The organism is Enterococcus sp. JNUCC 77, assembly GCF_054819945.1.
Window position 1 is genome coordinate 893699 of sequence record NZ_JBTHIG010000001.1, and the last position, 25035, is coordinate 918733.

The following is a 25035-nucleotide window of genomic DNA, read 5'->3' on the forward strand; positions in this document are numbered from 1 at the left end:
CTTGCAAGAAGGAAGAGTAATCAAAGTATCTGGGCCGTTAGTAATGGCTGAAAATATGGGTCACGCAGCAATTCAAGATATTTGTTATGTTGGAGAGCTGGGGGTAATTGGCGAAATTATTGAAATGCGAAAAGATGTCGCCTCCATCCAAGTATATGAAGAAACTGCTGGGATTGGACCAGGGGAAGTCGTAAAAACAACGGGAGAAGCTTTATCGGTTGAATTAGGTCCAGGAATTGTGTCTCAAATGTTTGATGGCATTCAACGACCCTTAGATAAATTTCAAACGTTGACCCAAAGTAATTTTTTGAGTCGAGGTGTCCAATTACCGGCTTTAGATCATCAAAAAAAATGGTGGTTTGAAGCAGCTTTAGAAATTGGTACAGTTGTTTCTGCTGGAGATGTAGTAGGAATCGTAGAAGAAACGAAAGTACTAACACATAAAATTATGGTTCCGAATGGTGTTAGCGGCACCATTACAAAAATTCACTCAGGTGAGTTTAATATCACTGAAACCGTTTATGTTTTAGCGACTGAAGAAGGTGAAAAAAGTTTTTCAATGCTGCAAAAATGGCCTGTTCGTCGCGGTCGACCAGTCAAAGAAAAATTAAATCCAGAAGCACCAATGATCACTGGTCAACGAGTAATTGATACTTTCTTTCCAGTGGTAAAAGGTGGAGCGGCTGCTGTACCAGGACCATTTGGTGCTGGGAAAACGGTTGTGCAACATCAGATAGCCAAATGGGCCGATGTCGATTTAGTAGTTTATGTTGGCTGTGGTGAACGTGGTAATGAAATGACCGATGTGTTGAATGAATTTCCGGAATTGATTGATCCTAAAACAGGAGAATCCTTGATGGAACGAACGATTTTAATTGCCAATACATCGAATATGCCAGTGGCAGCACGAGAAGCATCTATTTATACTGGGATTACCATTGCTGAATATTTCCGTGATATGGGTTATAACGTAGCAATTATGGCAGATTCAACCTCTCGCTGGGCTGAAGCTTTGCGAGAAATGAGTGGACGTTTGGAAGAAATGCCTGGTGATGAAGGTTATCCCGCTTATCTAGGTTCTCGCTTGGCGGAGTATTATGAACGTGCTGGGCGAGTCGTGGCACTGGGATCAGATGGGCGTGAAGGTTCCATTACTGCAATTTCGGCTGTATCACCATCAGGGGGAGATACTTCAGAGCCTGTCACGCAAAATACTTTACGAGTTGTAAAAGTATTTTGGGGGTTGAGTGCAAACCTAGCCCAACAAAGGCATTTCCCATCAATTGATTGGTTGTCCAGTTACTCATTGTATTCAAATGAAGTGGGATTATATTTAGACCAGCAAATGCAAGTTTCTTGGTCAGACTTAGTAACTGAAGGAATGAAAATTTTACAAGAAGAATCGCAGTTAAGTGAGATTGTTCGTTTAGTGGGGATTGATTCACTGTCTGAAAAAGATCGCTTAACTTTGGAAGTAGCGAAATCTATTCGCGAAGATTATTTGCAACAAAATGCTTTTGATGATGTGGATACATTTACTTCAAGAGAAAAGCAATTTAAAATGTTAAACAATATTTTGACTTTTTATAGTGAGAGTCGCAAAGCGCTAGATCTAGGTGCCTACTTGAAAGAAATCATGGAGGGAACAACTGATTTGCGAGATAAAGTTGCCCGCAGTAAGTATTTACCAGAAGCAGAGATTGAAAAATTGAGTGATATTCATCAAAGCATACCAATTATTTTACAAGAGATAGTTGCTAAAGGAGGGATGACCAATGATTAAAGAATATATGACAATCAGCGAAGTGGTAGGTCCCTTAATGGCTGTTGATAAAGTTGAAGGCGTCAAGTATGAAGAATTGTTAGAAATTCGTATGAAAAATGGCGAGATTCGAAGAGGACAAGTTCTTGAAATTAGTGAAGATAAGGCCTTGGTTCAAGTGTTTGAAGGAACTAGCGGAATTCATTTGCAAGAATCTACAGCTCGATTTTTAGGTCATCCACTTGAATTAGCCGTTTCTGAAGATATGATTGGCCGGGTGTTTGATGGACTAGGACGTCCTAAAGATAATGGTCCAGCAGTTTTAGCAGAAAAACATCTAGATATTAACGGCGAAGTAATCAATCCAGTTTCTCGTGATTACCCTGATGAATTTATTCAAACAGGGATTTCAGCGATTGATCATTTAAATACTCTTGTTCGTGGACAAAAATTGCCAGTTTTTTCTGGTTCAGGTTTGCCCCATAAAGAATTGGCAGCTCAAATTGCTCGCCAAGCAGCAGTTTTAAATGCTAATGATGATTTTGCTGTAGTTTTTGCAGGGATTGGGATCACCTTTGAAGAAGCCGAATACTTTATGGAGGATTTCCGTAAAACCGGCGCGATTGATCGCTCTGTCGTATTTATGAATTTAGCTAACGATCCGGCAATTGAACGAATCGCGACACCTAAAATGGCCTTAACAGCGGCTGAATATTTGGCTTACGAAAAAGGGATGCATGTCCTAGTTATCATGACAGATATGACCAATTACTGTGAAGCTTTGCGAGAAATTTCTGCTGCGCGGCGAGAAGTTCCTGGTCGTCGAGGCTACCCTGGTTATTTATATACTAATCTAGCTACTTTATACGAGCGGGCTGGACGGATACGCGGTTTGAAGGGTTCAGTCACGCAAATTCCAATATTATCAATGCCAGAAGACGATAAGACTCATCCGATACCCGATTTAACTGGTTACATTACAGAAGGTCAAATTATTTTATCTCGAGATTTATACAAGAGCGGAATCAAACCACCAATTGATGTTTTGCCATCCTTATCTCGACTAAAAGATAAAGGGACCGGTGAAGGAAAAACACGAAAAGATCATGCTGCTACCATGAATCAATTGTTCTCTGCTTATGCCCAAGGTAAACAAGCCAAAGAATTAGCAGTTGTTTTAGGCGATTCAGCTTTATCTGATACCGATAAAATATATGCAAAATTTGCAGATTGTTTCGAAGCCGAATATATTAATCAAGGTTATTACACAAATCGCTCAATTTTTGAAACCTTAGATTTAGGCTGGGAGCTATTATCAATGTTGCCGCGTACTGAATTAAAACGAATCAAAGATGATATGCTTGATGAGTATTTGTCAAAAGGAGTGTGATCACTCATGGCAAAGTTAAATGTCAACCCAACCCGAATGGAGTTGTCAAAACTAAAAAAACAATTAGTCACAGCGACACGAGGGCACAAATTATTAAAAGATAAACAAGATGAATTGATGCGTCGTTTTATTATTTTAATCAAAAAAAATAATCAGTTGCGTAAAGAAGTTGAGGTAGAATTAAATCAAGCGATGAAAGATTTTGCCTTAGCTGACGCTATGATTAATGATAAATTTATTGATGAGCTATTAGCAGTGCCAAAAGATCGCGTATCAGTAGATGTGATTGAAAAAGATGTTATGAGTGTCAAAGTGCCGGTAATGAATTTTCAACATCAAAATGATTTGGCTGATGGACCGCTAGAGTATGGATTTTTAAATTCTAATGAGGAACTTGATCAAAGTGTCGCTCGTTTTGCAGAAGTATTACCAAAGCTTTTGGAACTGACAGAGATTGAAAAAACTTGTCAATTGATGGCTAAAGAAATTGAAAAAACTCGACGTCGTGTGAATGCCTTAGAATATATGACCATTCCTCAGTTAGAAGAAACGATTTATTTTATTCAAATGAAGCTCGAAGAAAATGAACGGGCCGAGGTTACACGTCTAATAAAAATCAAAAATATGGGGAATAATTAAAGGATAAAGCGAATGAAAAAATTGAGGAATGTTTCTAGAATCCACAGTATTCAATATATCCCTTTGGGCTTTTTAGCATTGATTCTGATAGGTAGTGGTTTATTAACATTGCCTTTTTTTAGTCAGTCGGGTGAAACAACACCCTTTATTGATGCACTATTTACCACTACATCGGCTACATGCGTTACTGGATTGACCACTTTGCCGACAGATTTACATTGGAATTTTGGTGGGCAAGCCATTATTTTATGTTTAATTGAAGTCGGTGGTTTAGGCTTTATGATGATCCCTATTTTATTTTTTTCAATGTTTCGAATGAAGGTGGGATTGCGAGCACGGATTGTTTTGCAAGAAGCCTTAAATTTGGAGTCATTGTCTGGAGTCATGAAATTAATGCTTTATATTATTCGGCTGGCTCTATGTATTCAATTATTAGGAACCTTCTTGTTGGCAATAGATTTTTTACCTAAATATGGTATTGCGCAAGGACTTTGGTTGAGCATATTTCATGCTGTATCAGCTTTTTGTAATGCTGGCTTTGATTTATTTGGCGATAGCATGGTGGGATTTGAAGATAATCCTTATGTCTTAATGATTATTGCCGGCTTGATTATTGCTGGTGGGCTGGGTTTTATCGTGTGGCGAGATTTGTTGGATTTTACAAAAAGGAAAAAATTCTCTCTTCATAGTAAAATTGCTTTGACCGTGACGATTGGCTTATTAGTTGTCGGAACTGGATTGTTCTATCTAACTGAAACTAATGGAAATGGTGGCTTAACTAGATTAGTTGATATGTTCTTTTTAGCTGTCACGCCAAGAACAGCCGGCTTTTTCTCGATCGATTATTTCAAAATGAGCTCTGCTGGGATTATTGTGACAATCCTTTTGATGTTTATTGGAGGAACGTCGGGTTCGACAGCTGGTGGGTTAAAGACGACTACCTTCGGAGTATTATTGATTCAAATATTTTCAATGCTAAGAGGGCGTAATAAAGCAGAAGCTTTCGGTCGAACGATCAAACCATCAGTGGTCTTTAAAGCTCTAACAATGTTCTTTTTAGCTTTGTCGATTTGTATCGTTGCGGTGGTGATTTTATCAATTACGGAAGAATTGCCTACAACTGCTGGAGTGGAATATTTCTTTTTTGAAGTTGTCTCAGCTTTTGGAACAGTTGGCTTAACTATGGGATTGACACCTGATTTGACAGTAGTTGGCAAATTAGTCATCATTTTGTTGATGTATATTGGTCGGGTAGGAATCTTGACCATTGGCTTGTCATTGACTATTCAGATTGCAAAAAATCAAGCAACTGGACACTATAAATTGCCAGAAGAAAGTGTCATGATCGGATAAAAAAAGGTGAACTGAATTTTCAGTTCACCTTTTGATTAGGCACGAATAACTTCGATTTTGTAACCATCAGGATCAACGATAAAATAATAAGAAGGATCAGTACCAGGTAATCCTTTTAAATCTGTTACGTTAAAGCCAGCTGCTTGATGCTTTTCATGTAATGCTTCCAAATCATCTACGCTGATAGCGATATGACCATAACCGTTACCTAAGTCATAAGCTTCATGATCGTAATTATAAGTTAATTCCAATTCGTAGTCATCTCCAGCTAAGGTCAAGTAAACCAAAGTGAATTTTGATTCAGGAAAATCTCTACGGCGAGAAACTTCGAAATCGAAAGCTTTTTGATAAAAAGCTAGTGAAGCATCCAAATCCTTTACACGAACACAAGTATGAGCCATTTTCATAAATATATTTCCTCCTATTTAATCCACGTAAGAAAAATAAGTGAAGTGGATTGAAATGAATTGTTAACTGTATCATAGCATAATTAAAAAAGAAGCTGGAAATATTTGCTTGTTGGCTTGTTTGTGGGATTTTTATCAGGTAAACTAAAATAAAACATCTTAGGAGGAGAATTATGATTCCAACATTTGGTACGAAAGAAGAAAAAGATTATCAGGCACGTTATGCAGCTTATGCGATTTTAGTTAATCAACACGGGAAGATAGCAATCGTGGAAGCGCCAAATGGAGCATTCTTTTTACCAGGTGGAGAAATCGAAGGTTCTGAAACGAAAGAAGAAGCGATTGATCGCGAGATGATGGAAGAATTAGGTTTTAAAGTCGACTTGGCAGAATACTTGGGTCAGGCAGACGAGTATTTCTATTCCCGCCATCGAGATACTTATTTTTATAATCCAGGTTATTTTTTTGTAGCAAAAAATTGGGAAAAAGTTTCTGAACCAACCGAAGAAGGAAGTTTGAGCCGCTGGGTTGCTCCTGAAGAGGCCATGGTTTTATTAAAAAGAGGCAGCCATAAATGGGCTGTTGAAAATTGGTTAAAAAAAGTTTAGTGACCGACAACATGCGGTCACTAAACTTTTTTTTATTTTGCCAATGCACCATTGTGAATGTGGCTACTGAAAGCTTGATAATAATCTTCAAACAAATTTGTCGGATCTTTTTGAATCATTTCTTTTGGAAAATAAAAACGAGCATCCCCTTGCCCTTGACCTGCTAGAGCTGCAACCAACTGACTGGCTTTCGATAATTCCACCAATGAGCCATCTTTTTCCATTAGTTCTATTTGAGTGCGATGACGTCCTTGTTCGGGGCGGTAAAAGTCGTAAGGTAAGTCGTAACTGGAATTTATTGCTGTATAATAATTAGGGTTAAAACCAGCTTTTTCCACTAAATCCCGCATGATTGGTAGATTAGGGTTGTCAACTGAATCAATCGTAATTGATTTCAATGGTTTACGATCTAGAAATCGGCGAGCCAGATCACTTAAAATCAAATCTTTTTCCGAAATCCACTGAGAAAAGTAGGTATTTAATACACCGTCATCTAAACGTAGATAATCTTCTAAAGTAAATTTCCCTTTTAAAAAGGGTTTTAAAAATTGTGAATGGTACTCGAATAATTGATTATCCTCATGGAATAATTCATGGGCGCGATCTAATAAATGAGCCAATATTACTTCCATGCCACGAGAAACAGGATGAAAATAAACTTGAACATACATTTGATAACGGCTGACAATATAATCTTCAACTGCATGCATCCCATTGATTGAAAAGGCAATTCCACCGCGATAAGGACGAATTACTCGTAAGATTCTAGTTAAATCAAAGGTCCCATATTCTGTGCCGGTAAAATAAGCATCTCGTAATAAATAATCCATCCGGTCAGCGTCAATTTGACTAGAAATCATTTGTACGACCTGTTGATTAGGATAGGTTTTAGTTATGACGCTAGCAACCTTTTCAGGAAACCCTTCAGCCACCCGATTTAAAATTTGAAATACTTCTGTTTCCGGTGAAGTGATAATTGCGACTGTTAAAGCTTCATGATCAGTATTAAAAATATGCTCAAAGGTATGGGAATAGGGACCGTGGCCCACATCGTGTAATAAAGCGGCACATAAAGTAACCAAACGCTGACTGTCATCCCAACCATCAGGACCAATTTTTTCAATTGAATAGTTACGTTTAAAAATATCGCAAATCTGACGCGTGATTTCATATACGCCTAGTGAATGGGCAAAACGGCTATGTTCGGCACCGTGAAAAGTAAAAGATGAGGTGCCTAACTGTTTGATTCGTCTTAAACGTTGTACTTCGCGAGAATTAATCAAATCTAAAATCACTTGATGTTGGACATGGATATAATTATGGACCGGGTCACGAAAAACTTTTTCCATTGGTAATGCTTGATTATTAATTTTCATGAGTCACCTCTGTTAGTAGTTGGTTGCGCTGAATCATGCTATCGATTCGCTTGCGGTAGTCTTCTGTATGGTAAAAATTTTCTAAAAAGTCTGTCTGATGATCAATTGATAAGGGTGCAATTAAGTCCGCTTTAATTTCTTCGACGGATAGATTTGTTTGATACGCATCAGCGAGAGTTGTCATACTATTTGGATTAACTGGTGGGTAACCATGTTCACCAAAATCTTTTTTAAGTCCAGCTAAATAAAAATCTCTGACAATTTCCCCACGTTCGAATTGCTTTCCATTGACACTTAAATACATCATAATAGCCACACCGTCTTTCACACGACGTTGTGCAATCCCAGCAATTTTCTTGCCAGCTAAAGACAAGTCAAATTTTCCTGGACAATAAGAATCAGTGACTTCTCCACTAATTAAGGGTTGTTTTGCAATCATCGTTTGTTCTAACCAAGCAATCATTTTTTGATAGCCTTGATCAATTGATAAATCTCCTTTTGGCAAAATTAAGGAGACATTCAAAATGCCCAAATCGCTGATTACACCTAAGCCACCAGCATTTCTAAGCAAAGCTTGATAGTCAGTTTGTTGGATAGATTTTAACCCATCTGCCAAAAATGGAACACGGCTGTCTTTCATGCCTAAGATTAACGTTTTATCTAATTGCCAAAAATGTATGATAGGTTGTTTCTGATCACCTGCAAAGGCTGTTAACACATCGGTTAGAGCAAAAGGGGAGAAATTTTCTGATGGTTTTACTAAGCCTTGATCAAAAAATAATAGTTTATCCATAAAAGCTCCTTCATTTGAATTTTCTTCATTATTATAAACAATATTTGGTAGTTATTGGATTAATCTGCTTAAAAAGTTAGAAGTAGTTGACAAAAATTAAAAAACCGTCAAAAATATATGCTGAAAGGGGCGGATTCAAATGAGTATCCAACAAGGAAGTCCAGCAAAAATAAAATTACGTACAACAGTGATTCAAAATAATCAAAAAGAAGAATTTGCCTTCGATTTAAATGGCCAAGTTGTTCAAATGGGAGACACGCTTTACATTCGTTATAAAGAAAAACAAGAAGATGGAGAGACTGTCCCAGTGACAGTAAAAATCACGCCTGACAGCACAATATCCATCATTCGCTCTGGCAATGTTCGCATGCAGATGAAATTTGCTTATCGAAAGAAGATGGATACGAACTATCGGACACCTTATGGGATTTTTCTAATTTCTACTTATACAGAAGATTTACATGTCAGTTTAAAAGACCGGCCGTTTTCTGGAATCGTGACAATCGATTATGGTTTGTACATGAAAGATGCCAAAGTGGGTGACTATCATATGGTATTAGAATTTACCACTTAAGAAAAGAAAGGTTTGCTTTTTGAAGATCAATTTTGTATGATAAAGAGTAGACTTTGAAAGGACGTGTCATACTTGGAACTTAGTATATTTGAGAGCTTAAACAAAGATGAATTGTCAATGATTGAAGTGGCTCATGCAATTTTAGAAGAACGTGCCGATGTGATGGATTTTTCTGATTTGGTTAACCAAATTCAAAATTATTTAGGCAAATCTGATGGAGAAATTCGTGATGCTTTGGCACAATTCTATACTGATTTAAATATTGATGGCAGTTTCATTTCTTTAGGCGACAATCGTTGGGGCTTACGCTCATGGTATGCGATTGATTCCATCGATGAAGAAGTCAACCATGGTTTGGAAGACGATGAAGAAGATGCGCCACGTCGTAAGAAACGTAAAAAAGTGAATGCCTTCATTAATGATGATGAAGATGCAATTGACTATAACGATGACGATCCAGAAGATACAGATCTTGTGGACGATGAAGAAGATGAAATCGATGACGATGACGATGATGACGATGATGATGAAATCGCAGAATACAATACTGATTTACAAGAAATCGGTGCTGATGAAGAAAATGAAGATGATGAAGAAATCGTACCCGGCGGAATCGAAGATGAATTAAGCGTTATTGACGATGATGATTTCGACGATGATGATGAAGATGACGACGAAGAGGATATTTAAAGAAAAAATGCCAAGTGAGCGATTGCTTACTTGGCATTTTTAAATAAAAAAACTCGCCGATTGAAGGGCGAGGAAGCTTTAAAAAAATAAAAAATTCAGTTATACTTGTAAAAAAACGCGCCCTGAGGGAATCGAACCCCCGTCTCAAGAACCGGAATCTTACGTGATATCCACTACACTAAGGGCGCAGGCACAATTGATAGTTTAGCATAAAAATTAGAAAATACAAGGGGAAATTCCAATGAAGTTTCAACAACAACAAAGTCAAAAACAACAACAGACGCAAAAATTGGCCATGACCCAACAATTACAGCAATCTATCCAAATTTTACAATATAATACTGAAGAACTGTTAACTTTTGTTGAAAGTGAAGCTTTGGAAAATCCATTAATCGAAGTCCGGGCACCAAAACTGCAAAGTGATTTAATGAAGAGTCAAAGTCCCGCCAGTCAAGACAATCAAACAATTCAAATTCCTGATGTACAAATCTCCCTGTTTGAATATGTAATGAATCAGATTCATCTAAATTATCGTGATACTTTTTTACGCAAAATTGTTCTAGTTCTTGCGGAATCATTAGATTTAAATGGTTATTTGCGCGTAGATGAGGCAGAAGTTAAAGCCCAACTTCAGGCTAGTGACATTCAATTTTTAGATGGCTTAACCTTATTACAACAATTAGATCCTGCTGGTGTAGGCGCTAGGAGCTTGCAGGAATGTTTAATGCTTCAGACAGAGCGAGATGACAATGCACCTGAACTAGCTTATTTAATATTAGAAGAAGCCTTTGAAGCGATTGCCAATCGACAGTTTCAGCAGATTGCCAAGAAATATCAATTGAGTTTACCAGAAGTACAAAATATTTTAGACTATATTCGTAGTTTGGATCCTTTTCCCGGAGCAAGCTTTGGAGATAATCAAGCGGAATTTATTATTCCAGATCTGACTTTAATGAGAGACGGCGAAAAGTTAAACGTGGTCTCTAACCGACGAGGTCAATTGAAAGTGAATTTCCAAACCAAGTATTTTGAGCGATTAAGCAAAGAAGCGGATGAAGAGACATTACAATATTTAAAAGAAAAACAGCAACGTTTCCAATGGTTGGAAAAAACTTTGGGTCAGCGGCAAGATACAATTTTAACAGTTGGTGAGATTATTGTTGAACGACAGAAAGATTTTTTCTTAAACCAATCTGGTGCCTTAAAACCACTTCAATTGAAAGAAATTGCTGAAATTGCGGGTGTTCATGAATCAACTATCAGCCGCGCTGTCAATGGAAAGTATATTGAAACAGATTTTGGGATTTTTGAGTTGCGTCAATTTTTTGTTAATAAAGTTAATAATGAAGATAGTTCAGCTGATGGTATTAAGTTGAAGATTAAAGAAATGATTGATCAAGAAGACAAAAATAAGCCACTGTCTGATCAAAAGTTAGTTGAATTATTAGCAAACGATGGCGAAAAATTATCTCGCCGAACGGTTGCAAAATATCGTGAAAATTTGAAAATTCCAAGTTCAGCTAAGAGAAAACGTTTTGATTAAGCCAAGGGGGAAACTTCTTGGTTTTTTATCTTGCAGAAAATGGAAAAAACTGATACACTCTGTTTTGTAGGAAGTTTGAAATAAATGAGTTTATTTTTACAATTTCTTACTTTTTTTTAAGCTTGATGGGTCAAAAAAAGTCTATGAGGGACTAATTAAGTCCAAAGGCGGAGGATTCCTTTTGTTAAGTGAATTAAAAGTATTGGAAACAATCGTCCCTGACATTTTAGAACAAGTCAATAAGCGCTACCGAATTTTGCAAAGTATTTTCTGGATGCAACCGATTGGACGTCGAAATCTTGCTGAATCACTTCATCTAACAGAACGTGTTTTAAGAAGTGAAACAGATTTTTTACGAGAACATCAGTTAATCGATGCAACCAAAAGTGGCATGCAGTTAACCGATAAAGGTACAGCATTACTTGCTCAGTTGGAAGATTTAATGGATCAGTTCTTTGGAATGGATCAATTAGAAAAAAAGCTAGCTGACGAACTAGGGATTGAACGCTGTTTAATTGTTTCAGGAAATTCTGACGAACAGCCTAAGGTTATTAGTGATTTCGGTACAATCATTGATGAGACATTAAATGAAAGACTTCCCGATGGAGAAAATATTATTGCAGTAATGGGTGGCACAACCATGGCGGAAATTGCACAGCAATTGACTCCATTGGAACGAGCCAATCGCCACAATATATTTGTACCTGCTCGCGGAGGAATAGGTGAATCAGTTTCGATTCAAGCCAATTCTGTCAGCGCGACCATGGCAGCAAATGCCCGTGGAACCCATCGTGTTTTATATGTTCCAGAACAGCTAAGTCAAGCTGCCTATCATACATTGTTAAAAGAACCAGCTATTAAAAGTGTTTTAGAGACAATTAAAAATGCTGATTGTGTGGTTCATAGTATTGGTCGAGCGTTGCATATGGCAGGTCGACGAAAAATGAGTGAGGAAGAAATTCTTCATTTAAAAAAAGAAAACGCCGTAGCAGAGTCATTCGGTTATTTCTTTAATGAATATGGTGAAATTGTTTATCGGGCACCGAGAATTGGGCTTTCTTTAGAAGATGTTCAAAAGTTGCCGATTGTACTAGCAGTTGCCGGTGGTAGATTAAAAGCCAAAGCAGTTGTTGCTTACATGCACAATGCACCAAAACAAACGTGGCTGATTACTGATGAAGCCGCAGCAAATGAGATTTTAAAAGGGCCTACCCTTTAAAAATAAAAAAATTTTTTACATCCCTGAGGAGGAAATCTTTAATGACAGTAAAAGTTGGAATTAATGGATTCGGACGTATCGGACGCTTAGCTTTCCGTCGCATCCAAAACGTAAAAGGATTAGAAGTAGTAGCAATCAATGACTTAACAGATGCTAAAATGTTGGCACACTTGTTAAAATATGACACTACACAAGGACGTTTTGACGGTACCGTTGAAGTTCACGAAGGTTCTTTTGACGTAAATGGTAAAGAAGTGAAAGTTTTATCTAGCCGCAACCCTGAAGAAATTCCATGGGCTGACTTAGGAGTTGATATCGTTTTAGAAAGTACTGGATTCTTTACTTCTAAAGAAAAAGCTGAATTACATTTAAAAGGTGGCGCTAAACGCGTAATCATCACTGCTCCTGGTGGAAACGATGTACCAACAATTGTTTACAACACTAACCACGAAATTTTAACTGGTAAAGAAACTGTTATCTCAGGTGCTTCATGTACTACTAACTGCTTAGCTCCTATGGCTAAAGCATTAAATGATAACTATGGTATTGTTGAAGGTTTAATGACAACTATCCATGCTTACACTGGTGACCAAATGACATTAGATGGCCCTCATCCTAAAGGTGATTTCCGTCGTGCTCGTGCTGCTGCTGAAAACATCGTTCCTAATTCAACTGGTGCTGCTAAAGCAATCGGCTTGGTAATTCCTGAATTAAACGGTAAATTAGATGGCGCTGCACAACGTGTTCCAGTTGCGACTGGTTCATTAACTGAATTAGTAACTGTTTTAGACAAAGAAGTAACTGTTGACGAAATCAACGCGACTATGGAAGCAGCAGCTAACGAATCTTATGGTTACAACACTGACGAAATCGTTTCTTCTGATATCATTGGTATGACTTACGGTTCATTATTTGATGCTACTCAAACTAAAGTAATGACTGTTGGCGACAAACAATTAGTTAAAACTGTTTCTTGGTATGACAATGAAATGTCATACACTGCACAATTGGTTCGTACTTTAGAATATTTCGCTAACTTATAAGATTTAACGAAAATGTCTGAATCGAGCGGGGAAGCTGCGCGCTTCTCCGCTTTTTTTAGAGTAAATATTGGCTCAAAAGAGCTATCTAGTTGTATAATTTGATTTGTGCAACAAATAAAATATTAGGAGGTTTCTTTCATGGCAAAAATGACAGTTAAAGACATTGACTTGAAAGATAAGAAAGTCTTAGTCCGTGTAGATTTTAATGTACCATTAAAAGACGGTGTAATCACTGACGATACTCGGATCAAAGCAGCATTACCAACAATTAATTATATTTTAGAACAAGGCGGCAAAGCTATTTTGTTCTCACATTTAGGTCGTGTGAAAACAGAAGAAGATAAAGCTGGCAAATCTTTAAAACCAGTTGCTGAACGTTTAAGTGAATTATTAGGTAAATCTGTGACTTTCGTACCTGAAACTCGCGGTAAAGAATTAGAAGGCGCAATTAGCAAAATGCAAGATGGCGATGTTGTGGTTTTTGAAAATACGCGTTTTGAAGACGTTGATGGTAAAAAAGAAAGTGGCAACGATGCTGAACTTGGCAAATACTGGGCTTCTTTAGGCGATGTATTTGTAAATGATGCATTTGGTACAGCTCACCGTGCCCATGCTTCAAATGTTGGAATTGCCTCAACTGGTATTCCAACTGTTGCTGGTTTCTTAATGGAAAAAGAAATCAAATTTATCGGTGAAGCAGTAGAAGATCCTAAACGTCCGATGGTGGCAATTTTAGGTGGCGCAAAAGTTTCAGATAAAATTGGCGTAATCAAAAACTTAATTCCAAAAGCTGACAAGATCTTAATCGGTGGTGGAATGACTTATACTTTCTATAAAGCTAAAGGTATGGAAATCGGTAATTCTTTAGTGGAAGAAGATAAAGTTGAATTGGCAAAAGAATTAATTGCTGAAGCTGGCGACAAATTAGTTTTACCAGTAGATTCAATTACTGTTGCAGAATTTTCAAACGATCTTCCAACTGAAGAACATACTGGTGATATTCCAACAGGTCAAATGGGTCTTGATATTGGACCTGAATCAATTGCTTTATTTGCTCAAACATTAAGTGGTGCAAAAACAGTTGTTTGGAATGGCCCAATGGGTGTATTCGAAATGAGTAATTTTGCTCGCGGAACAATCGGTGTTTGCGAAGCAATTGCTAATCTTGAAGGTGCAACAACAATCATTGGTGGTGGTGACTCTGCCGCTGCCGCTGAACAATTAGGTTTTGCTGACAAATTTACCCATATCTCTACAGGTGGCGGTGCCAGCTTAGAATTATTAGAAGGTAAAGCATTACCAGGCTTAGAAGCAATTAACGATAAATAATTAAAAAAATAATATATCAAAAGGAGTGCAAGAAATGCGTAAACCTATTATCGCTGGAAACTGGAAAATGAATTTGACAGCTTCTGAAGCAAAAGATTTTGCTGAAGCAGTTAAAAATAAAATTCCTGCAAACGACAAAGTGGATTCTGTGATTGGCTCACCAGCTTTATTCTTACAAGAATTAGTTGAATCTGCTAAAGGTACTGACTTGAAAATTTCTGCTCAAAACTGCTACTGGGAAAATTCAGGAGCTTTCACTGGTGAGACTTCACCAGCTGCTTTAGCAGACTTAGGTGTTGACTATGTTATCATCGGTCATTCTGAACGTCGCGAATATTTCCATGAAACAGATGAAGAAATTAATAAAAAAGCCAAAGCTATTTTTGCAAACGGTATGTTACCAATCCTTTGCTGTGGTGAATCTCTAGAAACTTATGAAGCTAATAAAACTTCTGAGTGGATCGAAGGTCAAATTAAAGCCGGTTTAGCTGATTTAACAGCTGAACAAGTTTCAAGTATGGTCATCGCTTACGAACCAATCTGGGCAATTGGTACTGGTAAATCTGCGGATGCAACAATCGCTGACGAAATCTGTGGCGTAGTTCGTTCAACAGTTGCTGGTATTTACGGTTCAGAAGTTGCTGACAAAGTTCGTATCCAATACGGCGGTTCAGTAAAACCTGAAAATATTGCAGAATATATGGCAAAAGAAAACGTTGATGGTGCTTTAGTTGGTGGCGCAAGCTTACAAACAGAGTCATTCTTAGCACTATTAGAAGGCGCTCAATAATTTTTTCTGAAAATCGACGTTTTTGTTTGCAGAAACGCTAATTTTTCACTATTATCAATAATAAGGGCTTGCCCTATTAATAAAAACAATCTTAAAGGAGAGACAAAACATGTCAATTATCTCAGATGTTTACGCACGTGAAGTCCTAGACTCTCGCGGTAACCCAACAATCGAAGTAGAGGTTTATACAGAAGACGGCGCATTTGGTCGTGGAATGGTTCCTTCAGGCGCTTCAACTGGTGAATACGAAGCCGTTGAATTACGTGATGGCGACAAAGCTCGTTACGGCGGAAAAGGTGTTACTAAAGCAGTCGATAACGTAAACAACATTATTGCAGAAGCAATCATTGGTTATGATGTACGTGACCAAGCTGCGATTGACCAAGCAATGATCGAATTAGACGGTACACCTAACAAAGGTAAATTAGGTGCGAACGCTATTTTAGGTGTTTCAATCGCTGTTGCTCGTGCTGCTGCTGACTTTTTAGAAATTCCTTTGTATAACTACTTAGGTGGATTCAATACGAAAGTTTTGCCTACTCCTATGATGAATATCATCAATGGTGGTTCACATGCTGACAACTCAATTGATTTCCAAGAATTCATGATTATGCCAGTTGGTGCACCAACATTTAAAGAAGCTTTACGTTATGGTGCGGAAGTATTCCACGCTTTAGCAGCTATTTTAAAAGCAAAAGGTTTAGCAACTTCAGTTGGTGACGAAGGTGGATTCGCTCCTAACCTTGGTTCTAACGAAGAAGGTTTCGAAGTAATTATCGAAGCAATTGAAAAAGCTGGCTACGTTCCTGGTAAAGACATCGTTCTTGCTATGGATGCTGCTTCTTCAGAATTCTACGACAAAGAAAAAGGTGTTTACGTTCTTGCTGATTCAGGCGAAGGCGAAAAAACAACTGACGAAATGATCGCTTTATACGAAAGCTTAGTTGCTAAATATCCAATCATCTCAATTGAAGATGGCTTAGATGAAAACGACTGGGAAGGTACTAAAAAATTAACTGATGCTTTAGGCGACAAAGTTCAATTAGTTGGTGACGATTTATTCGTTACAAACACTGAAAAATTAGCTGAAGGTATCGCTAAAGGCGTATCTAACTCAATCTTGATCAAAGTTAACCAAATCGGTACTTTAACTGAAACTTTTGATGCGATTGAAATGGCTAAAAAAGCTAGCTACACTGCAGTTGTTTCTCACCGTTCTGGTGAAACTGAAGATTCTACAATCTCTGATATTGCTGTAGCAACTAATGCTGGCCAAATCAAAACAGGATCTCTTTCACGTACTGACCGGATTGCTAAATACAATCAATTATTACGTATTGAAGATCAACTTGGTGATGTTGCTGAATACCAAGGAATCAAATCTTTCTACAACTTAAAAAACAACCCATTTATCGGTTAATTTGATTTAAATACTCGGACCTAAGACTGTGAGATTCTCTCGCAGTCTTTTTTTATTTCAAGAATCAATTGTCAATGTGCAAACTATTTCGCAAGTAATAATACTTGTATCAAAAGGGAATATATTTTTCTCTGAAAAAAACATTTTTAATATAACTTTGAATATTATTTTTTTGTGCTGTAATCATCTTCCTAATAGCTTGTTGATAAGGATTTTGGTTATCTTTTAAAATTATATTTGAAAATATAATAACTAATGATATAATTTAAAGAGATGTTAAAATGAAAGGGGAAGATAACATTATGAAACAAATTAAAAAACCAGTATTGGGGGTATTGAGTGTTTTATTAATGTCGACTGTACTGACTACTGTAAGCAGCGTGAAAGCAAGCGCTGATGTTCTTGAACAAAGTGAACAGGTAGCGGTTGAACAACAGCAGCAAGAAGAAAAAACACAAAATGTTCAAACGACCGTGGCAGCCTTGCAAGAACAAGCGACAGCACAGCCAACAACTACTATTGATGTTGAGACTACAGAAGAGGTAGTCGTGCCAGAAAGTACTGAAAATTCAGAGGTTTCTACTGATGTTAATGAAACGCCAGAAGTGACCGAAAGTATTGAAGACGAATCAGTCAAAGATGAAAATGCTGCAGTTACTGATCCAGCCGAAGAGGAAGTGGTGGATCAAACAACACCAGAAGCAGAAACTGAAAAAACTTCTGGGAATCAAAGTACTTCACCGATTAACGATAACACGGTATCAGTAAACGGCATTGCTGATAGCCAAAAAGACCAAGAAGTGAAAACTATTAACGCTGAAGGTATTACAAGTAATGTATTAACTGAAAGTGATTTAACAACAAATGTCATTTGGCAAAAATATTTGAAATCCCTTGAAGGAAATACAATGGGTGATATTGTTATCAATAATGCAGGAAATATGACGATTGTTTATGATGTAAATACTGGTGAAAGTATTATTTTAATCAATGGTGTCGTAGCTAGTATTCCTAAAATGGGATCTGTAGATGTGACAGATGATGAAGGCAATGAATGGAATATTCATAATCTTGGAAATGGAAGTTTTGATTTACAAGATAAACAGCTAGCTGCTGATAAACACGCTGCTGAAGAAGCCATTCAAGCTGCAATTTTAAGCTTGATTGGTCCTGGATCAGCTGTTGTTGGTGGAGGTGCCAATTTAGTTGCCAATGTCGTTGAAGGTGTTGTGGAAACACCGATTGATTTGGCTTTCTTTTTACCAATGTTAGGCCTAGGGTTTTTAAGTGCGATTCCAGTTGTAGGTATTTTGCCGTTGTTCCTTGATGGATTATTAGCTTTTCCAGCCGCTGCATTTAATATCGGCAAAGATTTATTAATGACAGGTCGGACAGTTGTAAACAACACATTGAGTACAATTACACAGCTTTTAGCATTAAAAACACAACTTGATAGTGCTAATGGTCATATTGAAAATATGAATGTAACGGGTTCAGATCGTGATCAAGCAGTAGCTGATCAAGCAGCTTTGAACAATGCTTTATTTATTGCAAGTGCATTAGGTACAATTGTTCCTTCTCTTTTAGATAGTGGGATTCAAATCGCTAGTACTGCTCTACATGCAGTTGTAGAAGTTGCATTTGTGGCAGCTTATTGGGCACTAGGTATTTTAAGTGCGATTCCAATTTTAGGGATTATTCCATTAGCAATTAATGGTCTATTATTAACTGGTCACTTTGCTTTAAATACGGTATGGAAGTTAGCTGATCAAGGTCGTCAAACTGTCTTAAATGGTGCTTCAATCGCTTTAGGTGGGTTGGCTTCAGGCGGCAGTCTACTTAACGCATTAGGCCAAAAAGATAAATCAGATTTGTTAAATGAAGTATATACTTTAGGTTTTGCATAATTTAATAGCGTAATTAAAAACAAGTAGTTCAACCTGTGAGAATTAATTTTCTTACAGGTTTTTTTGTGTTTTCGAATAAAAAACGTATCTTTTTTTTGAGAGAATATTTCTGGCTAATTTTCAAAATAATTTAGCAGGGAAAAAAATTTTTTAGTTCTTTTTTTTACAATTTTAGACAACAAGCGATTGATACAATTAAGAAAAGAAAGCGCTTGTAAAACTTAGGAGGCAATCAGTTGGAAAAAGCAGATGTGATTTTTTTAAACGGAAAAGTTGCAACAGTGGATGAAGAATTCTCATTAGCCGAGGCAGTGGCGGTTAATTCTGGTTGGATTATCGCCGTTGATTCAAATGAAAAGATTAAAAAATATCTCGATGAAGCAACCGAAGTTATTGATTTACAAGGCAAGTTGATGTTGCCAGGCACTCATGATGCCCATATGCATGGTGTTCATACCGGTTTATCTTTAAGTCCCCTTTTTTTAGATGTCCGATTTCCTAAAGTTAAAAAAATTTCTGATCTACAAGAAATTATTCGAGCAGCCGTTGAAAAAGTTCCTGAGGGTGCTTGGATTGTCGGTATGGGCTGGAATGAAATGTTAATTGAAGAATGTCTGGCAGAGGGACGAACCTTAAAAAAATGGGATTTAGATGTTGTTTCACCAAATAATCCAGTTGTTTTAAATGATTATGGCGCCCATCGAATGGTGGTTAATAGTCAAGCTTTGGGGCGTTGCGATATTTCTGAAAAAACACCGGATTTGCCACCAGAAGCTGGTTTGATTGAACGACTAGAAAACAGTCGAGAACCCACTGGCTATTTAAATGAATGGGGTGCTCAAGTTTTAGTTTGGCAGCAGGTGCCAACATTACCAGCAGAAGAAATTGAAGCCTGTATTTTAGAAATGAACCGAGAGTTAAATAAATATGGGATTACTAGCCATGTGGATATTTTAGGCATTGGTGGTAATCAGCTTATTCGAGGCACTTGGGGCGAGAAAAGTATTGGAATTTACGAAAAATTAGCAAGGGAAGATAAATTAACTGCTCGAGTAAGTATTAATTTATTAGCGGGAATTGATGGTATTCAAAGTTATCAAGCAATTACGGAAGGATTGGAGAAAACTACTTTACCAGATTTTCAAGATCGAAACTGGGTGAAGGCTGAGACAGTCAAAATATTCGGTGACGGTGGCGGTTGGCTAAGAGAAAATAATCAAGTGGTCGGAGATCATGGGCGTTCAACTTTTCCGGGAGAGACCGATTTAGCACAAGAAAAAGAATTGATTAAGACAATTATCGAAGTTCATCGTCGTGGTTGGCAATTAGGAATTCATGCGATTGGTGGTCGAACAATTGATACAATTATTGAAGGTTATAAACAAGCCTTAGAAAAATATCCGCGGGAAAATCCTCGTCATTTTATTATTCATGGTGATGATATGACAGTCGAAAATGCCCAAGTTGCTGCAAGATATGATATTAGTATGTCAGTTCAAGCGGTGGCAGCTTATCAAATGATGGATTTTATGCGGTTGCGTTTTGACGAAGAATATGGAAATGCGCTGTTTGCCTGGGATGTCTATCAAAAAGCTGGTGTAAATGTTGCCAATGGATCAGATTCTAACATTTTTTCTTTAAATTGGTTAGAAGGGGCTCAATTTGCAGTGACTCGGCAAACCGTCTCTGGAAATAAATATCGTCCAGATTTAGCTAGTGAGCGTGCCGATGTGATTCGCATGTACACCATTAATGGCGCAAAACAAGAACACCTTGAAGCGGTTCGGGGATCAATTGAAGTTGGGAAAGTAGCCGACTTTCAGATTTTAGACCAGGATATTTTAATGATTCCACCAGAAGAAATTGGTAAAACAAAAGTAGTCATGACAATGGTTGATGGGAAGATTGTTTATAAAAATAGCTGAAAGAAGGAATTAAAATGAGACAGTACCCACATTTATTCAGTCCCAAAAAGATTAAGAACATCACCTTTAGGAACCGCATTTTTGCTTCACCGACATCCTTAGTTTGGCCGGATTATTATACCGGTATGCCTGATGAAAGCACAGTTTTTTATTACGAAGACAAGGCCCGCGGTGGTGCTGCTAGTGTGACGTTGAGTGAAACCGCGATTAATCGTTATGATGCGAGTCGACGGCCGAATGATGATGTACTGGTACCTGATTTTGAAAGAGCTATTTTTCCGACTTCTGGTTGGTTAAAAGTTACCGATGCAATTAAACGTCATGGGGCAGTTCCTTCGATCCAAATTTTCCACGGTGGCGATACTAGTGAACCTATTTTTACCCGCGGACACCAACCAATTGGGCCAAATGGTTTCACGAAAGAAAACGGCACTGTTGTAAAAGAGATGGACGAAGACGACATGAAGCGGGTGGCCGATGAGTTTGCGGAAACAGCTTGGTATGCTAAATACAGTGGCTTCCAAAAAATTATGATTCACGGTGCCCACGGTTGGTTATTGGCTCAATTTTTATCACCAGCTACCAATCATCGAACAGATGAATACGGTGGGAGTCTAGAAAATCGCGCAAAATTTCCTTTAATGGTGGTTGATGCGATTCGTGCAAAAGTTGGAGAAGATTTTCTTTTAGAATATCGAATTAGTGGGGATGAATATCTAGAGGGCGGTATGGAAATTGATGAAGCCGTTGAATTTGCTAAAATGTTAGATGGGAAAATTGACTTATTACATGTTTCCGCAGGTTCTTATTATGCTACAAAACAATATACCTTCCCATCTGTTTACTTGCCTCATGGCTGTAATTTACCACTAGCTGAAGCAATGAAAAACGGTGGGGTGAAAACACCAATTGTGACAGTTGGTGCCCATTATAATCCAGAGGACATGGAAAAAATTATTGCTGAAGGTAAGGCTGACTTTATTGCGATTGGTCGAGGAATTGTGGCAGATCCTCAACTTCCAAATAAAATTTTTGCTGGTCGTCAAGCCGATGTGACGCCTTGTTTAAGATGTACGAATTGTTTAGGTGGTAAGTATGATGGTCACAATGAATGTGATGTTAACCCAATAGCCGGAAATGAATTGTATACACTAAGAACGCCAAATGTAGTCAATCATAAACGGGTCTTAGTTATTGGCGGTGGACCTGGCGGGATGAAAGCAGCAATTACCGCAGCCAAAAGAGGCCATCAAGTAACCTTGGTAGAAAAGGAAGCTCAACTAGGAGGCAACTTAAAATTTACTGATATTGACGCTCATAAAGATGATTTAAGACGTTTCAAGGATTATTTAATTAGACAACTAGCTAAGAATGCTGTTGAAGTGAAATTGAATACAGAAGCGAATCTAGCATTGGTGAAAAAACTTAACCCTCAAGCAATTATTGTTGCTTCTGGTGCCACACCGGTGGAATTAAAACTACCTGGCAGTGATAAGTTTGAAATGATTCATGCAACCGAGGTTTATCAACACCCCGAGAAGGTCGGAAAAAAAGCAATTATGATCGGTGGGGGATTGATGGGCTGTGAAGTTGCTTTACACCTAGCTGAAGCAGGAGTTGATGTAACCGTTTTAGAACTTCAAACTGGCTTGGCAGTCGATTCTAATCGGATTCATCAAGCAGCTCTATTTGAAATGATGGATAAAATGGCTGATTTGGTTCATAGCCAGACACAAGTTCAAGTCACTGAGGTAACAGAAAGTGGCGTAACTTATTTAAACGCTGAAGGACAGGCTCACAGTCTTGAAGCTGATACTGTGATTTACGCAGTAGGTATGAAACCAAATGAAAAAATTGTCGAAGAAATTCGTAGTTGGGATGGCTGGGAAAGTTTTATGCCGATTGGCGATTGTACCGGCGCATCAGTTGTGAGAAAAGCCGTCCACACCGGCTATTATGCGGCGATGGACATTATTTAAGCATGTGAATTTAAGGAGCGTTTAGACTGCAGCTAAGCCATCCTTAGTAAAATAAATTCAAAAATTAAAATCATGATTTTAAAGTAAAGATGACGAAAGATTTTTGTGTTCGTTCTATTTTCCCAAAATTGACACTCATTTTTGTAGTACGAGGAGGAAAAGTAGTGAATAACTTTAAAATAAAAGCTGCCGTGCTATCTCAATCATTTATTGTAATGGCAATCATGGTGGCTTCGACAGTCTTAGCAAATATTGCGCAAAACTTTCCTGAAGCCAGTTTGACAGCGATTCAGATGGTAATGACTTTTGGGATGGTGGCTTCATTTCCTGCTACCTTATTGGCAGGAGTCCTAGGTAATAAAATCAATAAGAAATATCTAGTATTAGTTGCATTGTTTTTAATGATGATTGGCGGTTTGATTCCAGCCTTTTTAAATGATCAATTGATTTATATTTATGCTTCAAGTTTGTTAATTGGTGCCGGACAAGGGACTTTAATGACGACCATCAGTAATATTTCTACTGAGTTATTTGAAGGAGAAGAGCGTAGTCAGATGTATGGTTTACAGACGGCTTTTCAAAATGGAGGTTCAGTAGTCATGATGATGTTAGCAGGGATGCTAGCGCGGGTGCAGTGGTCTCAAGCTTATCTGACTTTTGGGATTATCATTGTGACGATTATCATTGTGACAATCTGGTTACCAGCTGAAAAAGTCGCACCAGAAAAAACAGCCGCTGATAGTGGCGCGCCAAAAGCAAAAGTTCCTGGTTCGATTTATTTTATTGGTTTGTTGATCTGCTTGTTCTGTATTGGCTATTCGACTTTTTCATTGAATGCTTCGCTTTATATTGCTTCAATGAACTTAGGCGACCCTTCAACGGTAGCTTTGGCTATGTCACTAAGTACCGGAGCCGGAGTAGTGGGTGGTTTTGCCTTTCCTAAAATTTTTAAAGTTTTAAATCGTTTCGTCTTAACCTTAGCATGTGCGGTAACCGCAGGAGGCTATCTGCTATTGGTACTATTCCCAAGTATTGCTGTGGTCTTTTTAGCAGCGATTACGGCCGGGATTGGTTTCTCATTGTCGGTTCCTTTAGGGATTCAGGCAATTTCTGAAACGGCGACACCTGAACAAATGTCTAGTTCAATGGGAAGTTACATGGCATTCACCTCAGTTGGTGCAGCCGCCTCTCCACTGATTATCAATGCCTTAGCTGGCTTAATTCCCAATGCTGACGACGGTACGGTCTTTTTAACTAGTGTAGTTTTTCTAGCCATTTTAACAGTCATAACTATTTTTTGGAGTATCAAAACCAGCACCTCAAAAAATGTGAACCAACAAAATTTAGCAGAGTAAAGGAGAAAACAATGGTTAAAATTTTAGATATTCATACTCACGTAGGAGATATTTTTCACGAAAATCGCAGTATTACCTTTAAAACCAATATTAAAAAAGGTGACTACGAAGATCCATTTATTGAAGTTGAACGTTCTGGCTATACTAAGCCGCTGATTGTTAAAGATGAAAAAGACCATCAACGTTTAATCGATGCAGGTCAATACCGAGTTTGGGAATGTACAATGGAAAATTTTGGCAATGATATGACGGAAGATCATGTTGATTACGCCTGCTTGCTGCCGGTTTTACCAAATACAAGTTTTGAAGAGTATCTAGCTGTTTCAAAATTAGATTCTCGCTTTATTCCCTTTACTTGTCCTGATTTCAGTTTATCGATTCCAGAATTAGAGAAAAAATTGGAGCTTGACATTCAACGAGGAGCGAAAGGTTTAAAAATTCATCCGATTTTACAAAATGTCAGCTTAGAAGATCCAAAAGTTGAAGCAGCGGTGGAAGTTTTCGGTAAAGCCAATATTCCAACAATTTTCCACGTTGGTGTGACTTCCTATTATGGACCAGATAAAGATTATCCGACAAATCCAGAATTTGGTGATCCACAGTATTTCTATGATTTTGCACCTCGTTTTAGTAAGTATCCGTTGATTGCGGCTCATTGCTGTTTGTTGGCTGAGGACTTTGCAAAAAATACTAAGGGTCTAGATAACGTATATACCGATACTACTATGTGTTCGGCTGAATTGATGCAGCAAGGAGTAAAATATATCGGCGAAGATAAAGTGCTCTTTGGGACGGACTATCCATTTGGAACCTTTAAATATTCAATCGAAGAAGTTAAACGGGCTTTCGCTGATGACGAAAGAATGATGAATAAAGTTTTCTTTGAAAATGCGGCTAAAATTTTACATCTTGAAGGATATTAGGAGGAGATAA

At 37.8% G+C, this 25035-nt stretch carries 21 protein-coding genes and 1 tRNA gene; 18 read left to right on the plus strand and 4 right to left on the minus strand.

The window, feature by feature from the left end:
- Position 1: 1 nt before the first annotated feature.
- Genes ACVWNY_RS04575 through ACVWNY_RS04590 form a run of 4 tightly spaced genes read left to right on the plus strand, consistent with a single transcriptional unit; the run spans position 2 to position 5144 of the window.
- Positions 2–1783 carry a V-type ATP synthase subunit A gene (locus ACVWNY_RS04575; protein ID WP_218324601.1) on the plus strand — a complete coding sequence of 594 codons (1782 nt, stop codon included), beginning with the start codon at positions 2–4 and terminating at the stop codon, positions 1781–1783.
- On the plus strand, positions 1776–3152 hold the full coding sequence (locus ACVWNY_RS04580; protein ID WP_218324602.1) for a V-type ATP synthase subunit B: 1377 nt from the start codon (positions 1776–1778) through the stop codon (positions 3150–3152). Before ACVWNY_RS04575 ends, ACVWNY_RS04580 begins: the two co-directional genes overlap by 8 nt.
- Positions 3153–3158: 6 nt before the next feature.
- Entirely contained in the window at positions 3159–3791 is a 633-nt protein-coding gene (locus tag ACVWNY_RS04585; protein ID WP_218324603.1) for a V-type ATP synthase subunit D, read from the plus strand.
- 12 nt (positions 3792–3803) lie between these two features.
- Entirely contained in the window at positions 3804–5144 is a 1341-nt protein-coding gene (locus ACVWNY_RS04590) for a TrkH family potassium uptake protein (protein WP_454071774.1), read from the plus strand.
- Positions 5145–5179: 35 nt separating this feature from the next.
- Here the strand turns inward: ACVWNY_RS04590 and gloA are convergent, their stop codons facing one another.
- Entirely contained in the window at positions 5180–5551 is a 372-nt protein-coding gene (gene gloA, locus ACVWNY_RS04595) for a lactoylglutathione lyase (protein WP_438720329.1), read from the minus strand.
- Between the two features lie 173 nt (positions 5552–5724).
- Here gloA and ACVWNY_RS04600 point away from each other — a divergent pair, with 173 nt between their 5' ends.
- Entirely contained in the window at positions 5725–6159 is a 435-nt protein-coding gene (locus ACVWNY_RS04600) for an NUDIX hydrolase (protein ID WP_246601350.1), read from the plus strand.
- Positions 6160–6191: 32 nt separating this feature from the next.
- Here the strand turns inward: ACVWNY_RS04600 and ACVWNY_RS04605 are convergent, their stop codons facing one another.
- Positions 6192–7535, minus strand: coding sequence for an HD domain-containing protein (locus tag ACVWNY_RS04605; RefSeq protein ID WP_218324606.1), 1344 nt, complete (start codon positions 7533–7535; stop codon positions 6192–6194).
- On the minus strand, positions 7525–8328 hold the full coding sequence (locus ACVWNY_RS04610) for a lipoate--protein ligase family protein (RefSeq protein WP_218324607.1): 804 nt from the start codon (positions 8326–8328) through the stop codon (positions 7525–7527). Before ACVWNY_RS04610 ends, ACVWNY_RS04605 begins: the two co-directional genes overlap by 11 nt.
- A gap of 139 nt (positions 8329–8467) precedes the next feature.
- Here ACVWNY_RS04610 and ACVWNY_RS04615 point away from each other — a divergent pair, with 139 nt between their 5' ends.
- Entirely contained in the window at positions 8468–8902 is a 435-nt protein-coding gene (locus ACVWNY_RS04615) for a YwiB family protein (protein ID WP_218324608.1), read from the plus strand.
- Positions 8903–8974: 72 nt separating this feature from the next.
- Positions 8975–9592, plus strand: a complete 618-nt coding sequence (gene rpoE / locus ACVWNY_RS04620) for a DNA-directed RNA polymerase subunit delta (RefSeq protein WP_218324609.1) — start codon at positions 8975–8977, stop codon at positions 9590–9592.
- A gap of 116 nt (positions 9593–9708) precedes the next feature.
- On the opposite strand, the gene ACVWNY_RS04625 is transcribed toward rpoE, so the two are convergent.
- Positions 9709–9780 (minus strand) — tRNA-Arg (locus ACVWNY_RS04625).
- A 53-nt stretch (positions 9781–9833) separates the two neighbouring features.
- On the opposite strand from ACVWNY_RS04625, the gene rpoN reads away from it, so the two are divergent.
- The 11 genes from rpoN (at position 9834) to ACVWNY_RS04680 (ending at position 25025) form a co-directional block, all read left to right on the plus strand.
- Positions 9834–11135, plus strand: a complete 1302-nt coding sequence (gene rpoN, locus ACVWNY_RS04630) for an RNA polymerase factor sigma-54 (RefSeq protein ID WP_454071775.1) — start codon at positions 9834–9836, stop codon at positions 11133–11135.
- A 181-nt stretch (positions 11136–11316) separates the two neighbouring features.
- Positions 11317–12354, plus strand: coding sequence for a sugar-binding transcriptional regulator (locus ACVWNY_RS04635; RefSeq protein WP_218324611.1), 1038 nt, complete (start codon positions 11317–11319; stop codon positions 12352–12354).
- Between the two features lie 41 nt (positions 12355–12395).
- Positions 12396–13397, plus strand: coding sequence for a type I glyceraldehyde-3-phosphate dehydrogenase (gap, locus tag ACVWNY_RS04640; protein ID WP_218324612.1), 1002 nt, complete (start codon positions 12396–12398; stop codon positions 13395–13397).
- Between the two features lie 138 nt (positions 13398–13535).
- On the plus strand, positions 13536–14726 hold the full coding sequence (locus ACVWNY_RS04645; protein ID WP_218324613.1) for a phosphoglycerate kinase: 1191 nt from the start codon (positions 13536–13538) through the stop codon (positions 14724–14726).
- A 34-nt stretch (positions 14727–14760) separates the two neighbouring features.
- Positions 14761–15516: a triose-phosphate isomerase gene (gene tpiA / locus ACVWNY_RS04650; protein WP_218324614.1), complete on the plus strand. Its 756-nt coding sequence runs from the start codon at positions 14761–14763 to the stop codon at positions 15514–15516.
- Positions 15517–15625: 109 nt separating this feature from the next.
- Positions 15626–16936 carry a phosphopyruvate hydratase gene (eno, locus tag ACVWNY_RS04655; protein ID WP_218324615.1) on the plus strand — a complete coding sequence of 437 codons (1311 nt, stop codon included), beginning with the start codon at positions 15626–15628 and terminating at the stop codon, positions 16934–16936.
- 302 nt (positions 16937–17238) lie between these two features.
- The gene (locus ACVWNY_RS04660; RefSeq protein ID WP_454071776.1) at positions 17239–18843 is read left to right on the plus strand and encodes a hypothetical protein; all 1605 of its coding nucleotides are present in this window, start codon (positions 17239–17241) and stop codon (positions 18841–18843) included.
- 236 nt (positions 18844–19079) lie between these two features.
- The gene (locus ACVWNY_RS04665; RefSeq protein WP_454071777.1) at positions 19080–20768 is read left to right on the plus strand and encodes an amidohydrolase; all 1689 of its coding nucleotides are present in this window, start codon (positions 19080–19082) and stop codon (positions 20766–20768) included.
- Between the two features lie 14 nt (positions 20769–20782).
- A complete protein-coding gene (locus tag ACVWNY_RS04670; RefSeq protein WP_454071778.1) occupies positions 20783–22747 on the plus strand; it encodes an oxidoreductase in 1965 nt (654 codons plus the stop codon).
- Between the two features lie 164 nt (positions 22748–22911).
- Entirely contained in the window at positions 22912–24102 is a 1191-nt protein-coding gene (locus ACVWNY_RS04675) for an MFS transporter (RefSeq protein ID WP_218324619.1), read from the plus strand.
- Positions 24103–24113: 11 nt separating this feature from the next.
- Positions 24114–25025, plus strand: coding sequence for an amidohydrolase family protein (locus ACVWNY_RS04680; RefSeq protein WP_218324620.1), 912 nt, complete (start codon positions 24114–24116; stop codon positions 25023–25025).
- Positions 25026–25035: the final 10 nt, after the last annotated feature.